Origin of the sequence: Prevotella sp. ne3005 (assembly GCF_900110085.1) — a bacterium.
Taxonomy (GTDB): Bacteria; Bacteroidota; Bacteroidia; order Bacteroidales; family Bacteroidaceae; genus Prevotella.
The window spans coordinates 297,423-318,447 of sequence record NZ_FOCK01000003.1; the positions used below are offsets into that span (position 1 = coordinate 297,423).

The 21,025-nt window shown below is 47.8% G+C and carries 20 protein-coding genes; 11 read left to right on the forward strand and 9 right to left on the reverse strand.

Features of this window, described 5'->3' with window-relative positions:
- Positions 1–18: 18 nt before the first annotated feature.
- From porU to rplM, 7 genes are all read right to left on the reverse strand, one after another.
- A complete protein-coding gene (porU, locus tag BMY16_RS06010) occupies positions 19–3,510 on the reverse strand; it encodes a type IX secretion system sortase PorU (protein ID WP_091840882.1) in 3,492 nt (1,163 codons plus the stop codon).
- A gap of 210 nt (positions 3,511–3,720) precedes the next feature.
- Complete coding sequence (locus tag BMY16_RS06015; RefSeq protein ID WP_139207142.1) at positions 3,721–4,281, reverse strand: hypothetical protein; 561 nt, start codon at positions 4,279–4,281, stop codon at positions 3,721–3,723.
- A 383-nt stretch (positions 4,282–4,664) separates the two neighbouring features.
- Positions 4,665–5,282, reverse strand: coding sequence for a fumarylacetoacetate hydrolase family protein (locus BMY16_RS06020; RefSeq protein WP_091840885.1), 618 nt, complete (start codon positions 5,280–5,282; stop codon positions 4,665–4,667).
- Positions 5,283–5,372: 90 nt separating this feature from the next.
- A complete protein-coding gene (gene tsf, locus BMY16_RS06025) occupies positions 5,373–6,368 on the reverse strand; it encodes a translation elongation factor Ts (protein WP_091840887.1) in 996 nt (331 codons plus the stop codon).
- A gap of 42 nt (positions 6,369–6,410) precedes the next feature.
- Positions 6,411–7,247, reverse strand: coding sequence for a 30S ribosomal protein S2 (gene rpsB, locus BMY16_RS06030; RefSeq protein WP_091840889.1), 837 nt, complete (start codon positions 7,245–7,247; stop codon positions 6,411–6,413).
- Between the two features lie 165 nt (positions 7,248–7,412).
- Positions 7,413–7,799: a 30S ribosomal protein S9 gene (rpsI, locus tag BMY16_RS06035; protein ID WP_036914187.1), complete on the reverse strand. Its 387-nt coding sequence runs from the start codon at positions 7,797–7,799 to the stop codon at positions 7,413–7,415.
- A gap of 9 nt (positions 7,800–7,808) precedes the next feature.
- Complete coding sequence (gene rplM / locus BMY16_RS06040) at positions 7,809–8,270, reverse strand: 50S ribosomal protein L13 (protein WP_036914189.1); 462 nt, start codon at positions 8,268–8,270, stop codon at positions 7,809–7,811.
- Between the two features lie 437 nt (positions 8,271–8,707).
- On the opposite strand from rplM, the gene BMY16_RS06045 reads away from it, so the two are divergent.
- The 5 genes from BMY16_RS06045 to BMY16_RS06065 are packed head-to-tail and all read left to right on the forward strand — an operon-like array spanning position 8,708 to position 12,966.
- Positions 8,708–10,222, forward strand: a complete 1,515-nt coding sequence (locus BMY16_RS06045) for an amino acid adenylation domain-containing protein (protein ID WP_091840891.1) — start codon at positions 8,708–8,710, stop codon at positions 10,220–10,222.
- On the forward strand, positions 10,215–10,982 hold the full coding sequence (locus BMY16_RS06050; RefSeq protein ID WP_091840893.1) for a hypothetical protein: 768 nt from the start codon (positions 10,215–10,217) through the stop codon (positions 10,980–10,982). Before BMY16_RS06045 ends, BMY16_RS06050 begins: the two co-directional genes overlap by 8 nt.
- Positions 10,983–10,984: 2 nt before the next feature.
- Positions 10,985–11,212, forward strand: a complete 228-nt coding sequence (locus BMY16_RS06055; RefSeq protein WP_091840895.1) for an acyl carrier protein — start codon at positions 10,985–10,987, stop codon at positions 11,210–11,212.
- A 6-nt stretch (positions 11,213–11,218) separates the two neighbouring features.
- A complete protein-coding gene (locus BMY16_RS06060) occupies positions 11,219–11,962 on the forward strand; it encodes an SDR family NAD(P)-dependent oxidoreductase (protein WP_091840896.1) in 744 nt (247 codons plus the stop codon).
- Complete coding sequence (locus BMY16_RS06065) at positions 11,962–12,966, forward strand: 3-oxoacyl-ACP synthase III family protein (RefSeq protein ID WP_091840898.1); 1,005 nt, start codon at positions 11,962–11,964, stop codon at positions 12,964–12,966. The genes BMY16_RS06060 and BMY16_RS06065 overlap by 1 nt, the downstream gene beginning before the upstream one ends.
- Here BMY16_RS06065 and BMY16_RS06070 read toward each other — a convergent pair.
- On the reverse strand, positions 12,955–13,932 hold the full coding sequence (locus tag BMY16_RS06070) for an acyltransferase family protein (protein ID WP_139207143.1): 978 nt from the start codon (positions 13,930–13,932) through the stop codon (positions 12,955–12,957). The genes BMY16_RS06065 and BMY16_RS06070 overlap by 12 nt on opposite strands.
- Positions 13,933–14,055: 123 nt before the next feature.
- On the opposite strand from BMY16_RS06070, the gene BMY16_RS06075 reads away from it, so the two are divergent.
- From BMY16_RS06075 to BMY16_RS06100, 6 genes are all read left to right on the forward strand, one after another.
- On the forward strand, positions 14,056–14,286 hold the full coding sequence (locus BMY16_RS06075) for a phosphopantetheine-binding protein (protein WP_091841048.1): 231 nt from the start codon (positions 14,056–14,058) through the stop codon (positions 14,284–14,286).
- A 77-nt stretch (positions 14,287–14,363) separates the two neighbouring features.
- Positions 14,364–15,347: a 3-oxoacyl-ACP synthase III family protein gene (locus BMY16_RS06080; protein WP_244512934.1), complete on the forward strand. Its 984-nt coding sequence runs from the start codon at positions 14,364–14,366 to the stop codon at positions 15,345–15,347.
- Between the two features lie 2 nt (positions 15,348–15,349).
- Complete coding sequence (locus BMY16_RS06085) at positions 15,350–15,559, forward strand: acyl carrier protein (RefSeq protein WP_091840902.1); 210 nt, start codon at positions 15,350–15,352, stop codon at positions 15,557–15,559.
- 7 nt (positions 15,560–15,566) lie between these two features.
- Positions 15,567–16,298: an SDR family NAD(P)-dependent oxidoreductase gene (locus BMY16_RS06090; RefSeq protein WP_091840904.1), complete on the forward strand. Its 732-nt coding sequence runs from the start codon at positions 15,567–15,569 to the stop codon at positions 16,296–16,298.
- An 11-nt stretch (positions 16,299–16,309) separates the two neighbouring features.
- Positions 16,310–17,086, forward strand: a complete 777-nt coding sequence (locus tag BMY16_RS06095; protein WP_091840905.1) for an AAC(3) family N-acetyltransferase — start codon at positions 16,310–16,312, stop codon at positions 17,084–17,086.
- Positions 17,087–17,099: 13 nt separating this feature from the next.
- The gene (locus BMY16_RS06100) at positions 17,100–18,605 is read left to right on the forward strand and encodes a capsular polysaccharide export protein, LipB/KpsS family (protein WP_091840907.1); all 1,506 of its coding nucleotides are present in this window, start codon (positions 17,100–17,102) and stop codon (positions 18,603–18,605) included.
- 57 nt (positions 18,606–18,662) lie between these two features.
- On the opposite strand, the gene pnp is transcribed toward BMY16_RS06100, so the two are convergent.
- A complete protein-coding gene (pnp, locus tag BMY16_RS06105) occupies positions 18,663–21,002 on the reverse strand; it encodes a polyribonucleotide nucleotidyltransferase (RefSeq protein ID WP_091840908.1) in 2,340 nt (779 codons plus the stop codon).
- Positions 21,003–21,025: the final 23 nt, after the last annotated feature.

Genomic DNA, 21,025 nt, shown 5'->3' on the forward strand with positions numbered 1-21,025 from the left:
AAATAACGTACGCACACCTTAATTATTGCCTAGCACAATCAATTTAACGGTCTTGGAGCTGCCACCATCAAGTTGGAAGCGACAAAGATAGACGCCAGTCTGCATCCGTGAGCCGCCGTCGATCGTGAGATTCCAATCGAGTGTATAGGTATTACCCATGGCATAACCCGTCTCCGTATGGTGCCAAAGTTGGCGACCAGAGAGGTCGAAGACGTCAAGCGTCAGGGATAGTTCACTGCCCACACGGTCGTGGTTGATGACAAACGATGTATGGCCTACGGCTGGGTTTTTCGTGCAGACCACACCAAAGCCATCCGAGGAGCCACCTTTTACCACCTCGAAGACGAGTTCGGAGGTTGAGGAGTTGTTCAGCACATCCCAGGCCCTGAAGCGCAGGCGATGCTGACCCTCGCTGAGTTCGGGGATGCTGAAGCCAATGGTGCCACTGCGATAGTCGCCAAAGTCGTAGGCGAAATAATTGTTAAGGTTATAAGTCCTCGAGAGTTCGCCATCGACGACGAGTTCCAGGTCGTGGCCGATACTACTGCCCGAGGCATTGATACCACTCTCGTCGTAGAGTTCAGCCATGAAGTAAGGCGTGCTGTTCACCTTGTCGCCGTTGGTGAAAGTTTTGGCATTCAGATAGCAGTAGATGTTAGGACCAATGGAGTCTGTATGCACGCCACTGCCAGCAGAGAGCAGAAAACTGCCATTCTCACCGTGGGCCGTCAGCGACTGGTCATTGTTCATGGCATACAGCGTCATGAGTCCATTACCATCCGTATAGCTGATATCCTTGGGAACGGCAAAGGTGATATGGAACCTGCCTCCGACAATACTATCGGACCCACTATAGAGCGTCTTCGTACGGTCTTTGTAGACAAAAGGCTCATCGGCCCCGTCAGAACCCGTATCGTTCAACTTACAGGTGATGGTTTCCTCGGCATCCCTCACTGTGGCTGTGACAATACCGTTGAATCCGGATGCCTGCGATTCTCCATGGACGATATGGCCGCTGATGCGAGCCACAGAACCCGCACTCAGCTGTATGTCACTACTGACGGACTGGCCATTGATGCTGTCGATCACCACTTGGGCCTGAGGACAGGCCAGCCGCAGGGCAGGATCACCCAGCAGGCTGTATTGCAGCTTGTTGGGCGTGATATCCGCTCCCTCGCTGACAAGGTCGCACTTGGCTCGACGCACAGCCTCGCCAATGGTGTTGCCTGGCGAGAGCACATAATTGGTAAAGGCCAGATTCATCACCTCATTATAGGAAGCATAGACGGTTCGCGTGGTTCCGAAGAAGGCCACACCCCCACCCCGCTCACTGAGCATCACGGTCTCACCGATATTCTCCTCCTGTCCGTCGAAAGGCATGATATCGCAAGAAGCAGTCACCCATAGGGGCAACCGTTTCGTGACAGACTCCTCGAAGTCGCCCAGCTTCATCACCAGTTCATGGGAGAAGGCGTAAGGGGCACCATGTCCACAGTAGTTCATGATGAGCGCCCCGCTCTCCATCTGCTGTTTGATAAGGCGCGTCACATCGGGATAGCTATAGCCCGTAGAGGAAGAGGTACGCGTATAGGCATCCCAGTAGATCTTCTTCAGCAGATAGCCCGGATAGCTGGTTTCCACCAGGGTGGCCACCTTGTCGGCACTGGTCATGTGGGAATTGCCGTTTCCGTCGTCGCCCATCATGCAGATGGTGTTCTGCCACGCGCCAGCCTCATCGTTGTTGGCATAGCCGACGGTCTTGTCGACGAGGACGGTGGCCTGTTCCACAGTCCGCGCAGGGAATCGCCCTACGGCCACATCGGGCTTGCCCTGATAGGTATAGCCACTGAGCGAGGGCTGCTGGATCTGTTCGCCATCATCGAGCAGGCAGAAGAAGTCGTCGCTCACAAAGCAGTTGACGGCACTGAACGAGTTGTCGCTCTCATAACAGAGCAGGAAATCGTCAGGGTCACAGCCACTCCACTCAGAACAATGCATGCGATTATCCCAGGCCCCATCGCCAAAGAGCAAGAGGTAACGGGGCATATCGGCCTCTGTCGCTGCCCTGTCGTAAAGCATCTTCAGATAGCGGCGATAGGCCGTGGCATCAGGCGTGCCGCTGGAGAACTCATTATACAGTTCGTCTGCAGGAACGATTCTTACCCTCAGACCGTCTTTCTGCTCATGGAGCGCCTTGATGCGCTCTGCCTGAGCCAGCCATTTCTGCAAGGTGGGGATGATAATCACCATATCCACTGCCCCATCGGCATGGTGATCCTGGTTCGTAATCTGATACACATATTCCGGCTCAGGCAATGAGGCCGTCTGGAAATCTGGCCTTGCCTTTGGTTCTTCATGCCGGAGGTCAAGCCAATCGAGCCTGACGTTAGCGCCAGAGGTCTGGGTAATGGTGATGGCGTTTTCTGCCTGCAGACCCTCCAAGGCGAAGGTCCGAATCTGCTCTGCAGCCTTCGTATAGGCATCGAGGGAGGTTGTGGCGGATATGGCTCCTACCATCTTACCATTCACCTCCACCATTGCCTCGTAAGAGCCGTCGCTTGTAAGGGCCACCGTCAGTTGGCCCGTTGTGCCTGTAGCCTGGAGGGTATAGGTCTGGGGTGCCCCAACCGTATAGAGCGTCTTGTCGAAGAGGTTCCTGCCTCCATGATACCAGGCATAGTCGTCAACCTCGTATAGTGAATGATAGTCATGATTGGCTGGATAGTGGTCGGCTACCAATTGCGTCGCCTCAACAGTAAGCGGATCGCCTTCACGCTCTGTGAGGAAGTAATAGCCATAGTCGGAATAGGGATTGCGGGTACGGATAAGCGTATCCTTCGATGCCCAGGTCACAGGGCCTGTAGCATAGAAAATCCTTCGGCCATTTACCGTCGAGGTGGCCACTTCCTGCAGATCGTCTGTCGAAGAAAGATAGTCGCCCGTCAACGTCTCTGGCTGCAAGGCTCCGCCATAACCATAAATCCTCACACGATTGATATCCGTAAAACCCGCTTGACGGACGAGCGACTCAGACAACTGATAAAAGCCGCTCTCTGGGATACGTATCTTGGCCCAAGTGCCTTCTCGTAGCACGGATTGGGCAGCATAACGGTCTGACGATCCACGAGTCAGGCTCCTGGCATGAGCCCTCTGCGCCCTGACAGCCAACTTAAAGCTCACCAGCTTCTGGTATCTGCCATGGCGAAACACCAAGGGCACAAACGACACGTCGAGCACACCTTGTTTTCTAACCACGCCAACCGATTGATGGATGGAGGGCATCGTGGGCAGAGGTTCACTGGTGATGGCATGATAACGGCGGATATCCTCTGCCGACATATCGATAAACTCCGGATACTCGATGCTGACGGTATAGGAAGAATCAGCATAGTTCACGCCCAACGACTTCTGCCAACTGAACACAGGCAATAAAGAGTCAATCCTGACCTGCTGAGCAGTCAGATCCACATACACTTGTGCCTCTGCCAACGGACAGAGCAACAAGAGCATGAAGCCAATTATCAGCCTACAGAGACTCTTCACTAATATAAGTAACGTACCCCCGCGCGATTTATTGCGTCATCTTTAAGACAATTTATCCACTCTCAGTTGAACTTATCAAAAGATTTTCAACGCTCGATGGCCCACAACCTCCTCGGCTTCAAAAAGCAAGTGCCATCCTGTAATAGGGTGGCACTTCTCTTTGGTCCAACAATCAGGCTATTTCCTTTTGCCGTTCCATTGTCCTGACGGTGTGGCGTCGTTGTACCCCCATTTGCCAGTGAAGGCCGAGAAGTCGGAGTTGAAATCGAAAACGAATTTGCCTTTGCCGTTCGACTGGTACCACCAACCAGTCACAGTGTGCCCCGAAATAGTACCTTCTATGCGGCCGTCAGACCATTTGTATGTACCAGTGATTTTATTGCCATCCCGCTGGATGGTCATTTCTTTAAAGTCAGTGTCGTAAGTACCCAACAACACAATGGCTGATGCTGGTGCTGATGCGCCGCCAATTCTTTTGCCGTTCCATTGTCCTGACGGTGTGGCGTCGTTGTACCCCCATTTGCCAGTGAAGGCCGTGAAGTCGGAGTTGAAGTCGAAAACAAATTGGCCTTTACCATTCGACTGGTACCACCAACCAGATGCAGTATGTCCCGAAATCGTACCATCTAGGCGACCGTCAGCCCATTTGTATGTGCCAGTGAATTTGCTGCCATCCTGCTGGATGGTCATTTCTTTAAAATCAGTATCGTAAACGCCCGTAGCGTTTTGTGCTTCCATTAACGAAATCGGAAGAAGCAGTGACAGAAGTGTAAATAATAGAATTCTCATAATTAGTTGAATTTTAGTTAATGACTATCTCAAAGACTTGATGGTGCAAATATAGGGAGATTTTCTGATATTTCCAAATTATCAGGCAACTATTTTATAAATGACACAGTTGAGGCTATCTCTAATACATATTTTAAAACATAACTGACACTTCTTACACTTCTGACATAACTTATTGTATATTAGAAATATACAGACTTTGATATCTGACACCTAACTGACACCTAAACTGACACCTATGTCAAAGTAAAACAACTTGTTTTACTTTGTAAGAGATAGTCTCTTTGCCTCGTTAAGATAGTCTTTTACAGACCAAAACAAATTGTTTTGCATCACTTGCAATTAAACTCTAACACTTTGCGCTCTTCGAGATAGCCTTCAAGGTGGTCGTCGATATGGACAGGACCAACGCCTGCCGGGGTGCCGGTATAGAGGATATCACCCGTCTTCAACGTGAAGAACTGGGAGATATAGGCGATAATCTCATCGACACGATAAAGCATATCGCTGGTACAGCCTTCCTGAACCGTCTTGCCATTGATATCCAGATGGAAATGAACTGCCTGTACATCGAGGAACTTCTCCTTTGGCACCCACTCGCCAATGGCGGCAGAGCCATCAAAACCCTTGCAGATGGTCCAAGGCTGGCCTGCCTGTGAGGCTTTCTTCTGCAAATCGCGCGCCGTAAAGTCGATGCCAACCGTCAGAGCATCGTAATAACGATGTGCAAAGCGCTCGGGGATATTCTTGCCTAAGCGGCAGATGCGAACCACCACCTCAGTCTCGTAATCAATACGCCCGAGATGGTCAGGAATGAAAAACGGTTTCCCTTGATTCAGGATGGCAGAGTCGGCCTTCGTAAAAATCACAGGCTCATCAGGGCGCTTCAGCGTACCATGGAGTTCCTGATTATGGGCGGCATAGTTCATGCCAATGGCAAATATCTTCATAACTTCAACTATTCTTTGGGGCAAAGGTACAAAAAAAAATCGGCACTGCGCAAACAATGCCGATTCTTTTTAATATCTGGACTAAAAGGATTAGTCAGCAACGAGTGTGAAGCGCTTGAAAGCGGTGATCTTCAGATCCTTGTCCTGCTTAGCGAGCCACTGAGCTACAGTAGCCTTGTCGCCATCACCGAACTGGAACTCCTGGTCTACCAGGCAGTTCTCCTTCAGGAACTTCTGAACACGACCCTTGGCGATGTTCTCGATCATAGGCATCTTCAGCTGAGCCTCGCCCTCGGGCTTAGCCTCAGCGATGATCTTACGGGCCTCATCAGCCTGAGCCTGTGTGAGCCAGCCCTTAGACATGTTACTCTCGATGTGATCCTCAGAATCAACGAGGTTGGGGTTCAGGCCAGCCTTCTTAAGCTTCATCTCTACATACTTCTCAACCTGCTCGAGCTTGGTCTTCTCGAAAGAGGTCTTGTACTCCTCGTCGAGGATCTTCTGGTCAACGCTCTGAGCGTCGAGGGCTACGGGCTTCATGGCAGCCACCTGCATAGCTACGAGGTGACCCTGCTCTGCAGCGGGCTTGTTGGTCTGAACCATGGTGCACAGGGTGTGCTTACCCATGTGGTCATAAACCTCAATGTTGTCACCCTCGAGAGTCAGGTAGCCATCGAGCTCCATCTTCTCACCAGTGATACCAGAACGCTGTGTAACAGCCTCCTGAGCGGTCTGACCGTTGATGTCGAGAGCCTTCACAGCCTCAATGTCAGCAGCCTTGGCAGCGATAGCGGCATCGAGGATGCTCTGGGTCAGAGCGATGAAATCGGCACCGTTGGCCACGAAGTCGGTCTCGCACTTCAGGGCGAGCATGGCGGCGAAGCCGTCAACAGCCTTTACGAGAACACAACCATTAGATGTCTCACGGTCGCTACGCTTGGCAGCGATGGCGAGGCCACGCTCACGGAGGAGCTCCTTGGCCTTATCGAAGTCGCCCTCAGCCTCGGTCAGAGCCTTCTTTACGTCAGCCAGACCTGCGCCTGTCATGGCACGAAGCTTCTTGATATCGTCAATTGAAATTGCCATAATTATCTTTAAACTTTAATCTTTAAACTTTAACCTTTATGATTACTCAGCGGCGGGAGCCTCTTCCTCTGCAGGAGCAGCCTCCTCAGCGGCAGGAGCATCCTTGCGGGCACGACGGGCAGCGCGCTTTGGCTTTGCCTCCTCATCGGCCTCATCCTGAGCTTCAGCAGCCTTCTCGTCAGCCTTCTCAGCCTTACGCTCCTCGATACCCTCGGCGATGGCAGCGCAGCAAGCGTTGAGGATGGTCTCTACGCTGTCCTTAGCATCATCGTTGGCAGGGATTACGAAGTCTACGTTGTTGGGATCAGAGTTCGTATCAACGATACCGAACACAGGGATACCCAGGCGGTTAGCCTCACGAACGGCAATCTGCTCCTTCAGCACGTCAACCACGAAGAGGGCGCTGGGCAGACGAGTCAGATCAGCGATAGAACCGAGGTTCTTCTCCAGCTTGGCACGCTGACGAGTGATCTGCAGCAGCTCACGCTTTGAGAGGTTTGAGTAGGTACCATCAGCCATCAGACGATCGATGTTCGCCATTTTCTTAACGGCCTTGCGAATTGTCGGGAAATTGGTGAGCATACCACCGGGCCAGCGCTCAATCACATAAGGCATGTTGACGCTGGTAGCCTTCTCGGCAATCACTTCCTTTGTCTGTTTTTTAGTAGCGACGAACAGCACTTTCTTGCCACTCTTGGCAATCTGCTTCAGTGCGTCAGCAGCCTCGTCGATCTTGGCTACTGTCTTGTGCAGGTCGATGATATGGATACCGTTACGCTCGGTATAGATGTAGGGAGCCATTGAAGGGTTCCACTTACGCTTCAGGTGACCGAAGTGACAGCCAGCCTGGAGCAACTGATCAAAATTTGTTCTTGACATTTTGCTAAATTCTTTAAATTGTTTACTTTCCTTTTAATTCTTTTTAGAATCAGCCGGGAGGTAGTCGCCGTCCTGGGGCTTTCCTAGGCGATCCTAGGCAATTCTAGGGGGAGGGGGAATCCTACCGGTTTAGATACTAAACTTGCGCTCAGCTCTTCAGCGGGATTAACGCTTACTGAACTGGAAGCGACGACGTGCCTTGGGACGACCCGGCTTCTTACGCTCAACCTCACGGCTATCACGAGTCATGAAACCTGCATCCTTCAGCTTCTTCTTATCCTCGGCATTGATCTTTACCAGTGCACGGGCAATGGCAAGGCGCAGAGCCTGGCTCTGACCAGTGAAGCCACCACCGTCGAGGTTGACCTTGATGTCATACTTCTCTGCTACCTCAAGCAGGTTCAGCGGCTGCTTAACCACATACTGCAGAATAGCTGAGGGGAAATATACCTCTAAATCCTTCTTGTTGATCGTGATCTTACCTGTACCCTCAGAAACATATACACGGGCTACAGAGCTCTTACGACGACCTATTGCGTTAATTACTTCCATCTTTCCTTATTATTTATACTGGTTAATATCAATAGTCTTGGGCTGCTGAGCGGCATGGGGATGCTCTGTTCCCTCATAGATGTAAAGATTGTTCAGCAGGCTGCGTCCGAGAGGACCTTTTGGCAGCATACCCTTCACAGCGTGACGAAGCATCTTGTCGACACCACCATTCTTCTTACGAAGCTCGGCAGGTGTGTTGAAGCGCTGGCCACCAGGATAACCTGTGTAGCGAGTGTAGACCTTGTCAGTCTCTTTCTTACCAGTGAATACTACCTTATCGGCATTGATAAGGATTACGTTGTCACCGCAATCAACGTGCGGAGTGAAAGTTGGCTTGTACTTTCCGCGAATCAGCTTTGCTACCTTAGAAGCGAGACGACCAACAACCTGGTCTGTGGCATCGATTACCACCCACTCCTTCTTTGCTGTTTCCTTATTAACAGAAAGCGTCTTGTAACTTAAAGTGTTCATTTCTTTTTTAAATTTTACTACTAAAAAACAGTTTACTATACTTGCACACATAAACTCGCCACCGAGAGTCTAAACCCGGCTGCAAGTCTAACGAATGCTGGAACCTTGCGATTCCATTGATGAACCAGCGATTCACGAACCACTGCGCCCGGCCAAAGACGCCGCTATTCACACCCTGATTCACGGGGATTCTAAGTCTCTCCCCAATAATCGGACTGCAAAGGTACACATATTTTGCTTTTTAGGCGCAGCTTTGCCCTCCGCGAATCGAAGATTTATGATTATTTAACTATTTAAAGACCTATGCACAGATGCATATCACAAAAAAATGAAACTTTTTATTGAAAAGGTTGGCTATTACACAAAAATGTAGTAATTTTGCAGCCGAATTATAAATAAGGTATTATATTATATAGAGAAAACGCATAAAAAGATATATGCAGAAAAGCGTTATTGAATATCTTGTAGCTACCGCAACAAAATATCCAGAAAAGACAGCGGTTCAGGATTCCACCGGCAGTATCACCTTTGCCGAGCTGCTCCGTTCAGCATACGTCATTGCCGACGACATCAAGGCAAAAGGATTATGGAAATCACCTGTTGGCGTCTTTATTCCAAAAGGGTGTTTGATGATACAGGCATTTGCCGGCATCAATATGAGTGGGAATTTCTATATACCCTTAGATACCAAGTCGCCCGACAGTCGCATACTTTCTATCCTTAACGTGCTGGAGTCGGAGATCATCATTACCGACAGGGTTCACGAACAGCAGGTGAAAGGAATGTGCGACAAGCAGATCATCGTGATAGAGGACGTACTTGAAAACCAGCCTAAAACCGATGTCAACGCAGAGTATTATCTTGCCGGGCAGATCGATACGGATCCTGTCTACTCCATTTTCACCTCTGGCTCTACTGGTACGCCAAAGGGGGTTGTGATTGCACATAGAGGGGTGATTGACTATATCGACTGGGCTGTCAGCACGTTTAACGTGACCAGTGATGCCATTATTGGCAACCAGGCTCCATTCTATTTTGACAACTCTACCCTCGACATATACCTGATGTATGCGACAGGCGCTACACTTGACATTATCCCGGAGATGCACTTCTCTTTCCCTGCCAAGTTGGTGGACTATCTGAACGAGCATCAGATTACATTTGTGTTCTGGGTACCCTTTGCACTGATCAATGTGGCCAACTTCGACATCTTCAAGGACAAGAAGCCTCAATATCTGAAAGATATACTCTTTGCTGGCGAGGTCATGCCGAACAAGCATCTCAACTACTGGCGCAAATACCTGCCCGACTGCCGATATGCCAACCTATACGGTCCAACGGAAATCACCGTTGACTGCACTTTCTATCAGGTAGACAGGGAGTTTGCTGATGACGAGCCCCTGCCCATCGGTGTGGCTTGTCGGAATAGCGGCGTACTCATCTTAGTAGACCAGCAACGCGAAGCTGGTGTCAACGAGGAAGGCGAGTTGTGTGTACGCGGCTCTTCACTGGCCCTTGGCTACTACAATGACTGGGAGAAGACGCAAAATGCCTTTATCCAGAACCCGCTCAACAAGCATTATCCCGAGACCATCTACTGTACAGGTGACATCGTCTTCAAGAACGAACGTGGCGAGATCATGTACGTGGGCCGGAAAGACTCACAGATTAAGCATAATGGCTACCGCATCGAACTTGGAGAGATTGAGAACGCGGTACTGGGCAGTAAGATGGTAGACAACTGTTGTGCCGTTTACGACTTCACCAACAAGAAGATTGTGCTCTATTATCAGGCTCCAGAGGAGTTGAACCTCAGCGCCTTCAGGAAAGCCGTCTCCGACAAGCTTCCCCGCTACATGTTACCATCCAAGTATTTCCGCGAGGAATCCCTCAAGCAGAATGCGAGTGGAAAGATTGACAGGTCATATTACAAGGGTATCACGAATGAATAGTTTCAGTAGCATCTCATCGACAGAGATCTTAGATTTTGTCTCCAACTTCAAGAATTCGCACGAGGTCATGTTCTCCAACTATTTTGGGCTGAAGGACAGCGAGAATTATGAGATTCTAAAGGTTGACGGAACTATTATGCTCCGTAAGAAAGAGCACAACTTCTACCGGTTGTTTATGCTGTCTGCAAACAAGGAAGAATTGATCTCGATACTCAATTCCCTGCAAGGTGAAACATACGTTATCAACATCCCCACAAAAAAAGGACTGGGGTGTTGGGAGGAAATTCTGTCCGCTGGTGGTTTCACCTTCTTGGCGCAATATGACAGGTATTATAATCGACAGATAGAATACAGGGAAAGCGAAATCGGGACCTTTGCTGAAGAAGATGATGCAGATGCCATCATAAGCCTACTCTATGTCGAAGAGTTCTCCATTTACACGGACTATCTACCCACTAAAGAGGAACTTATCAATATGATTAGGAATAGGCAGGTAATCATCAACAAAAAAGGAGACGATGTACTGGGTGTACTGATCTTCACGATAGAAGGCAAGAAATGCTATCTCAACATCTGGATAGACCGGAGCAAGGAGGGGCTCTACCTACTGTTCGATGCCTATAATATCATGAGAGAAAAGAGCATCCCCCTCTCCTACTTCTGGGTAAAATCCACTAACAAGAAAATCATTAAACTTCATAAACTGACTGGGGCTGTCGCCGACGGACTCAGTGATTATTCATATATCAAAAGTAAATAAAAATGAAATTAGAAGAATTTGTTAAACACTTTGCAGAACAGTTTGACGATACAGACCCTTCAGAGATTAAGTACGACACCGCGTTTCACGACCTCGAAGAATGGGGCTCGCTCGTTGCCATGGGCGTCATCGCGCTGGCAAAGACAAGATACGGCAAGGAGATTACCGGTAAGGAAATCAAAGCCTGTACAACTGTAGAAGACCTTTTTAACACCATTGCCTCGAAGTAAGAAGACATGAGTGATTTTAATCCTTTCTCCCTAACAAGCAAAACCGTTTTGGTAACGGGTGCCTCATCTGGCATTGGAAGAGCTGTGGCTATAGCATGCTCTAAGATGGGTGCCAGACTGGTGCTTCTTGGACGAAATAAGCAGAAACTTGAGACAACTCTCGGGCTCTTGGCTGGTGATGGACACATGACTCTCGCTGCCGACCTGACAGAAAGGGGCACCTTCGTTCGGATGACGGATACACTACCTGCACTTGACGGCATCGTACACTGTGCAGGTATCGGGCAGAGAGCACTCTGCAAGCAACTGACAGAGCAGGATGTAGACAGCATCATGGATACCAACTTCAAGGGACCGATATTACTGCAGCAGACGCTACTTGAGCAGAAGAAAGTCAAAAAGGGAGGGTCTATTGTCTTTCTTTCCTCCATTGCTGCCTGCTCTCCAAGTATTGGGCATGCCGTTTATAGTGCCTCCAAAGGTGCAATCATCTCTTATGCCAAGTGTCTTAGTCTTGAATTGGCTCCAAGAAAGATCAGAGTAAATTGCATCAGCCCAGCTATGGTGTGGACAGACCTCATCAGGAACGAGGGATTAGACGAGGATCAGTTGAAGGAAGACGAGAGCCGATATCCGCTAAAGCGCTATGGACAGCCTGAGGATATTGCCAACCTAGCTATCTATATGCTTTCTGATGCATCAAGCTGGATGACAGGGTCGAACGTTAAAATCTCTGGAGGGACCTATTAATGGCAAATGCATATATCAAAGCTATATCGTACTATCTGCCACAACGGACGATGACGAATGAGGAACTGGTAAAAGAGTTTCCCGAATGGAGTGTCGACAAGGTGGCACAAAAAGTAGGAGTCTACTCCCGTCACTTAGCAAGCGAGAATGAGACTGCAGGCGACATAGCTGAGATGGCCGCGAGAAGGCTTTTCGAGGAATACGCTATCGACCCGAAATCAATAGATTTCTTATTGTTATGCACCCAGAGTCCGGACTATTTCCTGCCTTCAACAGCATGTGTCCTGCAAGACAGGCTTGGGCTACCCACAACGGCAGGCGCTTTCGACTATAACCTGGGTTGTTCGGGATGCATCTATGGCATGGCAATAGCCAAGGGTCTAATAGCCGCGGGAATTGCCAAGAACGTGTTGTTACTGACCGCAGAGACTTATAACAAGTATCTCCATCCGTCGGACAAGAGCAATCGCTCTATCTTTGGCGACGGAGCTGCTGCCTGTCTGATCTCTACGGAAGGAATGGCACAAATCGGCGAGTTTGTACTTGGTACCGATGGCAAGGGGGCTGAGCATCTGATAGTCAAGACGGGAGGCGCTCGCCAGAGGACAGCAACAGATGAGAGTCGAGAAGACGAAGAAGGCCATATCCAACGAGACGACTATCTATATATGAACGGAGGCGCCATCTTCAACTTTACCCTCAATGCTGTCCCCGCCATGATGAACGGCATTTTGGAACGAAACAGCATTGAAGAGGCAGAGGTAGACTATTACGTCTTGCATCAAGCTAACAAATTTATGCTCAATACTCTCAGGAAGGTGTGCGGCATTGAAAAGGAAAAGTTCTATATCAACCTCGATAACGTAGGCAATACTGTCTCTTCAACGATTCTTATCGGTCTAAAAGACTGTCTTGAACGGCAGATAATAAAACTAAATGATACAGTAATGATTGCAGGCTTTGGCGTTGGCCTCAGTTGGGGAGGAACCATATTAAGGTTTTAACACCCTGAACCTAGAAAGGAACAACATGAGGGCTGTGACAGCAACAGCATATACAAGCAATACAAAATCACTTTTGGGTATCAGGCCACTGGCAGTAGCCGGCTCTAGAATTCCTCGTGTAACTAACGGATGCCAAATATAGATAAACATGGTCCTCTTCCCCCATTTCGCATATGTCGTATTTGCAGAAACTACACGCATGACCAATAAACCTACAAGAAGAGTTGACGGCAAAAAGAGGCACCTACCCCAAAAACGGTTTAATGTCTCTGACGAACTCTCTGCCCAATAAGGTATCGAGCCATAAAAAACATAAGAGTAAGAGTCCTGCAATACAAAGAAAAATAAACAGAACACAACAAATAAGACACTGACAGCTACCAGGAAAGGGATTCTGTCAACGTACTTTTTAAAATCTATATCTGCCGTATAATAGCCCAACATAAAGAAAGGCAGATGCGTCAGCGTACGTTGCAGAGAAAAAGGCTCCCCGACATTGATGAAACCGGCCAACAAACTAATGGCGAAACATGCAAAAACCACCAAACTGCGTTGTGCCAGCAAACGATTAGGACAAGTATAAATCATTAGCCTCCAAAAGGCTAAGGATAATAAATACCAAAGGTGGTAGTTGGGGATGATGAGCTGTTCCAAGCTCAACTGTTCAAAAAGTAAGACATACAAAATCTGGAAAACAAGCAACAACTTTAAAAAACGCCAAATAGAACGCAAGTATCGCTTCCTGTCGTGAATCTGTGAAAATCGTCCAGATACGAAAACAAATAAAGGCATATGAAACAGGTAGATGAAATTAAACATAGCTACCTTATAACTACTCGTATCTGCTAAAGTCACAATATGGCCATATACCACTAAAAAGATTAGGGCGAACTTCAGAGCGTCCCAGAAAGGGTCGCGCTTAACCCCTGCAGATACATTTTGTATACCTATCATTTTTGAATTCAACTTTTCTAATGTGCAAAGTTACATATTTTTAAGGGAATATGGAAGAAAATCATAGGAAATATATAATATACCAAAAAAAAATTGTACCTTTGCAGCGTGAAAAAGAAGGGTAATATTTTGAATATGAAAAAAAGAATTGTGGATATTCTGAGCGACCTCAGACCGGAGTTTGATTTCAACGAAAACGTCAACTTCATTGAAGAAGGGATGCTGGATTCTTTTGATATAGTATCACTGGTTGACGAACTTGAAAGCCAGTTTAACATCAAGATTAACGGTATTGATGTCATTGCAGAGAACTTTTCCTCCCTTGACAAGATTGAAGCTCTAATCAAGAAAAGTGAGACAGCATGAACTTGAGTTTTAAAAACAAGCACATCACAGGTATCCTGACTATCCTCCCAAAACGCGTGGTTACTTTTGAAGAGGAAATGAAGAACTATAATTTCCCTGAGAAGAAGTCGCTGCGACTTAAAAAAATCATGGGATATAACACTCACCGTATAGCAGCTGAGGGACAGTGCTCGTCTGACTTCTGCATTTATGGACTGCAACACCTGTTCGATCATGGAATGCTCCACAAAGATGATATTGACGCCTTACTATTTGTCTCACAGTCACCCGACTATTTCATGCCTCCCACCAGCAACTTGATCCAAGGTCATTTCAACATGAAGCATGATATGATTTGTATGGATATCAATCAGGGGTGTGCAGGCTTTGAAATCGGACTGATGCAGGCTTTCATGCTTTTGGAGCAAAACTCTGTCAACAAGGTGGTATTATTGAATGCTGATGTGCTCAGTTCAAAAGTATCCACACACGACAGAAACAGCAAGCCCCTCGTTGGCGATGCCGCCTCGATCACAATCGTGGAAAAAACATCCGAGGAAAATGAAATCTTTTTCTCTGCCAAGATGGACGGAACAGGCGCAAAAGCCCTCATGATTCCTGCTGGCGGATTCCGTATGCCATGTTCTGAAGAAACCGCTATTGAGCATGAGGACGAAGCAGGTAATTTCAGATCTCTGAACAACCTGGTGATGCAGGGCGATGATGTATTCAATTTCGTGCAGCGTGAGGTTCCTCCCATGATTCACGACCTGCTGAAGCAAGCGAAACTGACGGTAGAAGACATTGACTGGTTCATGTTCCACCAGCCCAACAAATTCATGCTCAACAAACTTGCCGATGCCATTGGGGTTCCTTACGATAAGATGCCCAGCAATATTGTCGAGAACTTTGGAAATGCCAGTGGAGTGACCGTTCCAACTTGCATCTCATATAATCTTGGAGAGAGACTGGAGCACGAATCCTTTAAAATGTGCCTGGCCGGCTTTGGTGTTGGTCTTACATGGTCATCCATCATTATGGAAATAGGCCATTTGAAGTTTAATAGAATAATTGAGTTTTAAATATGGAAGAATTAAAGAAGAAGCTGGAAGATATCTTGGATGTAGAAACGGTTAACGACGAAGATGTCCTGGAAGAATTCGACTATTGGGATTCACTGGCCATCCTTTCCATCATCTCCATGGCATCAGAAAGCTATAAGAAGACCTTCAAGGCTGCAGACATCAGGGAATGTAAGACAATTGGCGATCTGTGTAAGCTTATCCTGAATTAATAGACGAATGGATACATATACCATCATCACGGGAGCCACTTCTGGCATTGGGCTCGACTTGTCAAAAAGACTCGCAAAGGAGAGAAATGTTATTCTGGTTGGACGAAACCAGGAGAAGCTCGACTTTGCGATATCACAAGTTGGTGACAAGCACCACGTGCTTGGTTTTGCTTGCGACTTAGATTCTGACAGAAAAGCCATTGCCACACAGCTCTCAGAGTTCATCCTCACTAATAGCATACAGATAGATTCCTTTGTGCATTGTGCAGGAACCAGCAAGGTGATGGCAATCCGTCAGGCTGTCACAGAATCCGTAGACACCATTTTCAATGTCAATATCCTTTCTGCCATAGAATTTATCAAGCTCCTGCTGAAGAAGGAAAACAAGGGAGCACTCAGAAACATTCTCCTGATATCCTCACTTGCATCCGTCAGAGGCGAAAAGGGGAATTCTATCTATGCTGCCTCAAAAGGGGCACTCAATTCATTAGCAGTCACCCTTGCAAAGGAACTGGCACCCAAGGTTCGAGTCAACAGTATTTCGCCCGGTACAGTAGAAACGCCCATGACTCAAGACTTCATAGCGACTGAGGCTGGAGAAAAACACCTGAAAGACTACCCTCTTGGTGTAGGTCATTGCGAAGATATCACCAATCTGGCATGTTTCCTACTATCAGACTCCTCGAGGTGGATTACAGGACAGAATATCATCATTGACGGAGGCCGCTCTACGCTTTAATTATAAAGAATATGGCTGAATATATTAGTTACCAAAAGCTCCCCTCTATCCTGAAGATAGAAAAAGGCGATGTCATCCTTCTAACTTCAGATATTACTGACTTGTTCCTGCAATGCCAGGAGAATGGTGAGATTCTGGATGTGAACATCTTATTAGACAATTTCCAAGAAGCTATCGGAGAGGAGGGAACCCTTCTCATTCCCACCTATAACTGGGGATTCTGTCAGGGAAAGGCCTTTGACTATAAAAAGACTCCCAGCAAGACAGGGGCCATTGGCAATGCAGCCCTAAGAAGGAAAGACTTTACCCGTACTAAACACCCGATTTACTCCTTTGCAGTATGGGGAAAGGATGCCGTAAAGCTTGCTGAAATGGACAACATCGAGTCGTTTGGCCCCGACTCTCCTTTTGCCTATCTCGAGCAGGTCGATGCCAAGAATGTGTTCATTGGTGCGTCGCTTAGGAATAGCTTTACCTATATTCATTATATTGAGCAAAAGTTGAAGGCGCCATACCGTTTTTCCAAGGTTTTCAGGAGTCACTATATAGACCAAGACAAGGTGGACACTGTCAGGGACTATTCTATGTATGTCAGGGATCTGGATTTGGACGTAGTATGCGCCCCGAATCCATTTGTCGACATATTATATGCGAACCAAGTAGTACAGCATGGTCTCATCAATGGTGTTCCCTACGAGGTCATCAGATTCAGTGAAGTTACGCCCTATATTCAAAACGACATTTTATACAACAGAAGCAAAAACCTTTGCAAATATAAAGGACAATAATACAAAGGATTATATGAGTAGAAAACTATATTATAGTTCATGTTCTATCGCAGCACCTCACATCGGCGTCATTATAGATGATTTGCTCGCAGCCAAGCAAGAGGGGCATGAAGTGTATTGGTCTTTTTGCCACAATGCACTCTCGTCATGCTTTATGAACCTCGACTCGCACAACAGTATCTGCAAGTTCTGCCATCGTATGTACAAGGAATATCAGAAGGTTTACGGATCAGGCATTCATATGCTGCCCATTAATGGCGATGATGTCAAAAAGCAAGAACGCACATTTGATTTCCATAGCGTTGAAGAACTGAAAAATTTTGTTTATCGCCATGTTGAGGTAGGAAACTCTATCCTATCACTATACTATACCGTCACACGCGATTTAGATATGGAGAAATTCAATCAATTCCATGAATTTGCATTTCCCCTTGTCACAGAAATATGCAATCTTACTGATTATATGTATCAGTTTGTAGAAGAGATTAAGCCTGATGAGATTATTGTACATAACGGACGGCTGTACGAGAACCGCTTCCTTTATGACATTGCAAAAGTCAAGAATATCCATTTTAAATCCGTGGAAACCGTGGGAGGACATGGTGAGCCTTATGCTAAGATGAGCTATCATGAGGTTCTCCCCCAGAATCTTAAAAACTGGACTCATCTGGTTAAGACAACATGGGAAAACTCCCCCTTGCCTCTTGAGGAGAAAGTCCGGATTGGATCTTCCTTTTATGAGCGTCGTAGGAGAGGCGAGCTTGTCGTTGACGTGAAAGTCTATGTCTCAAACCAGAAGAAAGGACTTCTCCCTGAAGATTTCGATCCTAGCCAAAGGAATATTGCCATATATACGTCATCACAAGATGAGATTGTCGCCTTAGGAAGTGACTGGAATTACGACCAGCTATTCCCAAGTCAAAGCGATGCTATCGCTTATATCTTAAAACACTCCACAGATAAAAGAATTCATTTCTACATACGCATTCACCCCAATCTGAAAGGTATCAACTACAAAGATCATCTCGACCTCTACCAATATGACCAATACCCCAATGTCACTGTCATCCCCCCAGAGAGCAAGGTAAGCAGTTACGATCTTATGGATGCCTGTGAGAAAATCATTACGTTTGGCTCTTCTGTGGGAATGGAAGCTGTTTATTGGGGCAAACCTTCCGTGTTAATCGGCCATAGTGGCTATGAGGCCATGGACATTGCCTACCACGTTAAGAAATTAGAAGACGTCATGCCCACTGTTGAAGGGAATTTGATCCCGAAAGATAGGATTGGGGCCATTAAATATGGTTATTTTCTCTTAGATAGGGAATTTAAGGTAGATCGGACTCTGACAGATATTGGTGTTAAGGTCAAACGATACAGATGGGAGTTTATTTATACCTCATATTTGAAAATCAAGAATTCGCAGACCCTATATCAGTTGGCGCATTTCTGGTATTACATCATACTACCGAAATTCAAGAAGCCAAAGCATCCCTTCCCCTGGAATTATAACGTGTAGACATAATAATCCCCCGCTCAGCTGAGCAGGGGATTATCTATTGATTGGCGTTCTTCTTTAGAAGTCCATATTATCTAAAGAGTCGCTGAAGTCCTTTGGTTCATTGTTCTCCTTCGGAGCATCCTGCTGCTCGGAACGCTGATGATGCTCAGGACGATCACGGCGGTCACGGCGGTCACCACGATCCGGACGACGCTCACGACGCTCACCACGTTCACCACGCTCGGGGCGCTCACGACGACGTTGCTGAGGCTCCACATAATCGGCTGGCTTCTCAATCAGCACACGATGAGAGAGCTTATACTTACCTGTCTTCGGATCAATCTCAAGGAGCTTCACCTTGATCTTGTCACCTTCCTTGATACCAGCCTCCTCGACAGTCTCAAGGCGCTTCCAGTCAATCTCGGAAATATGGAGCAGACCATCCTTACCAGGCATAATCTCAACGAAGCAACCGTAAGGCATGATGCTGCGGACAGTACCCTCATAGACCTCGCCCACCTCGGGGATGGCCACGATAGCCTTGATCTTGGCAATAGCCGCATCGATGCTCTCCTTATTAGGAGCAGATACCTGAACCTTGCCCACACCGTCGGTCTCATCGATGGTAATGGTAGCACCAGTATCCTCCTGCATCTGCTGGATAATCTTTCCGCCCGGGCCAATCACAGCACCAATAAACTCCTTAGGTATATCAAATGCCACAATACGGGGTACCTGAGGCTTCATCTCTGCACGAGGCTCAGCAATCGTATCGGTGAGACACTTCAGGATGTGCTCACGACCAGCCTTAGCCTGCATCAGAGCCTTCTCCAGAATGTCAAATGACAGGCCGTCGCACTTGATATCCATCTGTGTGGCTGTCAGACCATCCTTTGTACCTGTGGTCTTGAAGTCCATATCACCCAAGTGGTCCTCATCGCCGAGGATATCGCTCAATACAGCGTACTTATCTTCTCCAGGATTCTTGATCAGACCCATGGCGATACCTGAAACAGGCTTCTTCATGGGAACACCAGCATCCATCAGGGCGAGAGTACCTGCACAAACGGTAGCCATAGATGAAGAACCGTTAGACTCGAGGATCTGAGACACCAGGCGAACGGTGTAAGGGAAGTCCTCAGGAATCTGACCCTTCAGACCACGCCATGCAAGGTGTCCGTGACCAATCTCACGACGGCCTACACCGCGCTGGGCTTTGGCCTCACCAGTACAGAACGGAGGGAAGTTATAGTGCAACAGGAAACGCTGATAGCCGTGCTCCAGCACGTCGTCAACGAGTTTCTCATCAAGTTTAGTACCGAGGGTACAGGTAGAAAGAGACTGAGTCTCACCACGGGTAAAGATTGAGCTTCCGTGAGGCATTGGCAGAGGCGAAACCTCGCACCAGATAGGACGGATCTCATCTGTCTTACGACCATCGAGACGGATACCCTCATCGAGGATACAACGGCGCATTGCGTCGCGCTCCACATCGTGGTAGTAACGCTCCATCATTGCGTACTTCTCTTCCAACTCATCCTCTGTGAGATCAGCGTGCTCAGAAGCATATTTCTCCTTGAAGTCGGCAAGGATCTTCTCGAAGGCCTCGGCACGAGCCTGCTTCTCGAGCGCCTGCTTGGTGATATCGTAGGCGGGCTGGTAGAGCTCCTTGTTCATCTGCTCACGCAACTCCTCATCGTTCACCTCATGATCGTACTCGCGCTTCACATCCTTACCCAACTCCTTAGAGAGCTCAGCCTGGAGTTCGCACATCGGTTTGATGGCAGCCATAGCAGCCTTGAGGGCACCAATCATATCCTGTTCTGACACCTCTTTCATCTCACCTTCCACCATCATGATGTTCTCAGCAGAAGCACCAACCATGATATCCATGTCGGCCTCCTTCATCTGCTCGAAGGTAGGATCAATCACATACTCACCGTTGATACGGGCTACACGCACCTCACTGATGGGGCACTCGAAGGGGATGTCTGAGCAAGCCAGAGCAGCAGAGGCAGCAAAACCAGCCAGAGCATCGGGCTGATCCACACCATCTGCAGAGAGCAGCATCACATTCACGAATACCTCAGCGTGATAGTTTGACGGGAAGAGCGGGCGGAGCACACGGTCCACCAGTCGTGATGTCAGGATTTCGTTGTCGCTGGCTTTGCCTTCGCGCTTGGTAAATCCGCCGGGGAAACGACCGGCTGCACTGTACTGTTCACGATAATCTACCTGCAAAGGCATGAAATCTGTTCCGGGAACTGCATCTTTTGCGGCACAAACAGTGGCGAGAAGTACGGTATTGTTCATGCGGAGCATGACGGCACCATCGGTCTGTTTTGCCACTTTCCCGGTTTCAATGGTGATGGTACGTCCATCAGCCAATTGAAGGGTCTTTGTAATTACGTTCATCTTTTGTTTAAAACATCTAAAAA

Excerpts from the sequence above, each read along its gene's own strand:
- porU (WP_091840882.1), bottom strand. The coding sequence starts at position 3,510 with ATGCTCTTGTTGCTCTGTCCGTTGGCAGAGGCACAAGTGTATGTGGAT.
- BMY16_RS06015 (WP_139207142.1), bottom strand. The coding sequence starts at position 4,281 with ATGGAAGCACAAAACGCTACGGGCGTTTACGATACTGATTTTAAAGAA.
- BMY16_RS06020 (WP_091840885.1), bottom strand. The coding sequence starts at position 5,282 with ATGAAGATATTTGCCATTGGCATGAACTATGCCGCCCATAATCAGGAA.
- tsf (WP_091840887.1), bottom strand. The coding sequence starts at position 6,368 with ATGGCAATTTCAATTGACGATATCAAGAAGCTTCGTGCCATGACAGGC.
- rpsB (WP_091840889.1), bottom strand. The coding sequence starts at position 7,247 with ATGTCAAGAACAAATTTTGATCAGTTGCTCCAGGCTGGCTGTCACTTC.
- rpsI (WP_036914187.1), bottom strand. The coding sequence starts at position 7,799 with ATGGAAGTAATTAACGCAATAGGTCGTCGTAAGAGCTCTGTAGCCCGT.
- rplM (WP_036914189.1), bottom strand. The coding sequence starts at position 8,270 with ATGAACACTTTAAGTTACAAGACGCTTTCTGTTAATAAGGAAACAGCA.
- BMY16_RS06045 (WP_091840891.1), top strand. The coding sequence starts at position 8,708 with ATGCAGAAAAGCGTTATTGAATATCTTGTAGCTACCGCAACAAAATAT.
- BMY16_RS06050 (WP_091840893.1), top strand. The coding sequence starts at position 10,215 with ATGAATAGTTTCAGTAGCATCTCATCGACAGAGATCTTAGATTTTGTC.
- BMY16_RS06055 (WP_091840895.1), top strand. The coding sequence starts at position 10,985 with ATGAAATTAGAAGAATTTGTTAAACACTTTGCAGAACAGTTTGACGAT.
- BMY16_RS06060 (WP_091840896.1), top strand. The coding sequence starts at position 11,219 with ATGAGTGATTTTAATCCTTTCTCCCTAACAAGCAAAACCGTTTTGGTA.
- BMY16_RS06065 (WP_091840898.1), top strand. The coding sequence starts at position 11,962 with ATGGCAAATGCATATATCAAAGCTATATCGTACTATCTGCCACAACGG.
- BMY16_RS06075 (WP_091841048.1), top strand. The coding sequence starts at position 14,056 with ATGAAAAAAAGAATTGTGGATATTCTGAGCGACCTCAGACCGGAGTTT.
- BMY16_RS06080 (WP_244512934.1), top strand. The coding sequence starts at position 14,364 with ATGAAGAACTATAATTTCCCTGAGAAGAAGTCGCTGCGACTTAAAAAA.
- BMY16_RS06085 (WP_091840902.1), top strand. The coding sequence starts at position 15,350 with ATGGAAGAATTAAAGAAGAAGCTGGAAGATATCTTGGATGTAGAAACG.
- BMY16_RS06090 (WP_091840904.1), top strand. The coding sequence starts at position 15,567 with ATGGATACATATACCATCATCACGGGAGCCACTTCTGGCATTGGGCTC.
- BMY16_RS06095 (WP_091840905.1), top strand. The coding sequence starts at position 16,310 with ATGGCTGAATATATTAGTTACCAAAAGCTCCCCTCTATCCTGAAGATA.
- BMY16_RS06100 (WP_091840907.1), top strand. The coding sequence starts at position 17,100 with ATGAGTAGAAAACTATATTATAGTTCATGTTCTATCGCAGCACCTCAC.
- pnp (WP_091840908.1), bottom strand. The coding sequence starts at position 21,002 with ATGAACGTAATTACAAAGACCCTTCAATTGGCTGATGGACGTACCATC.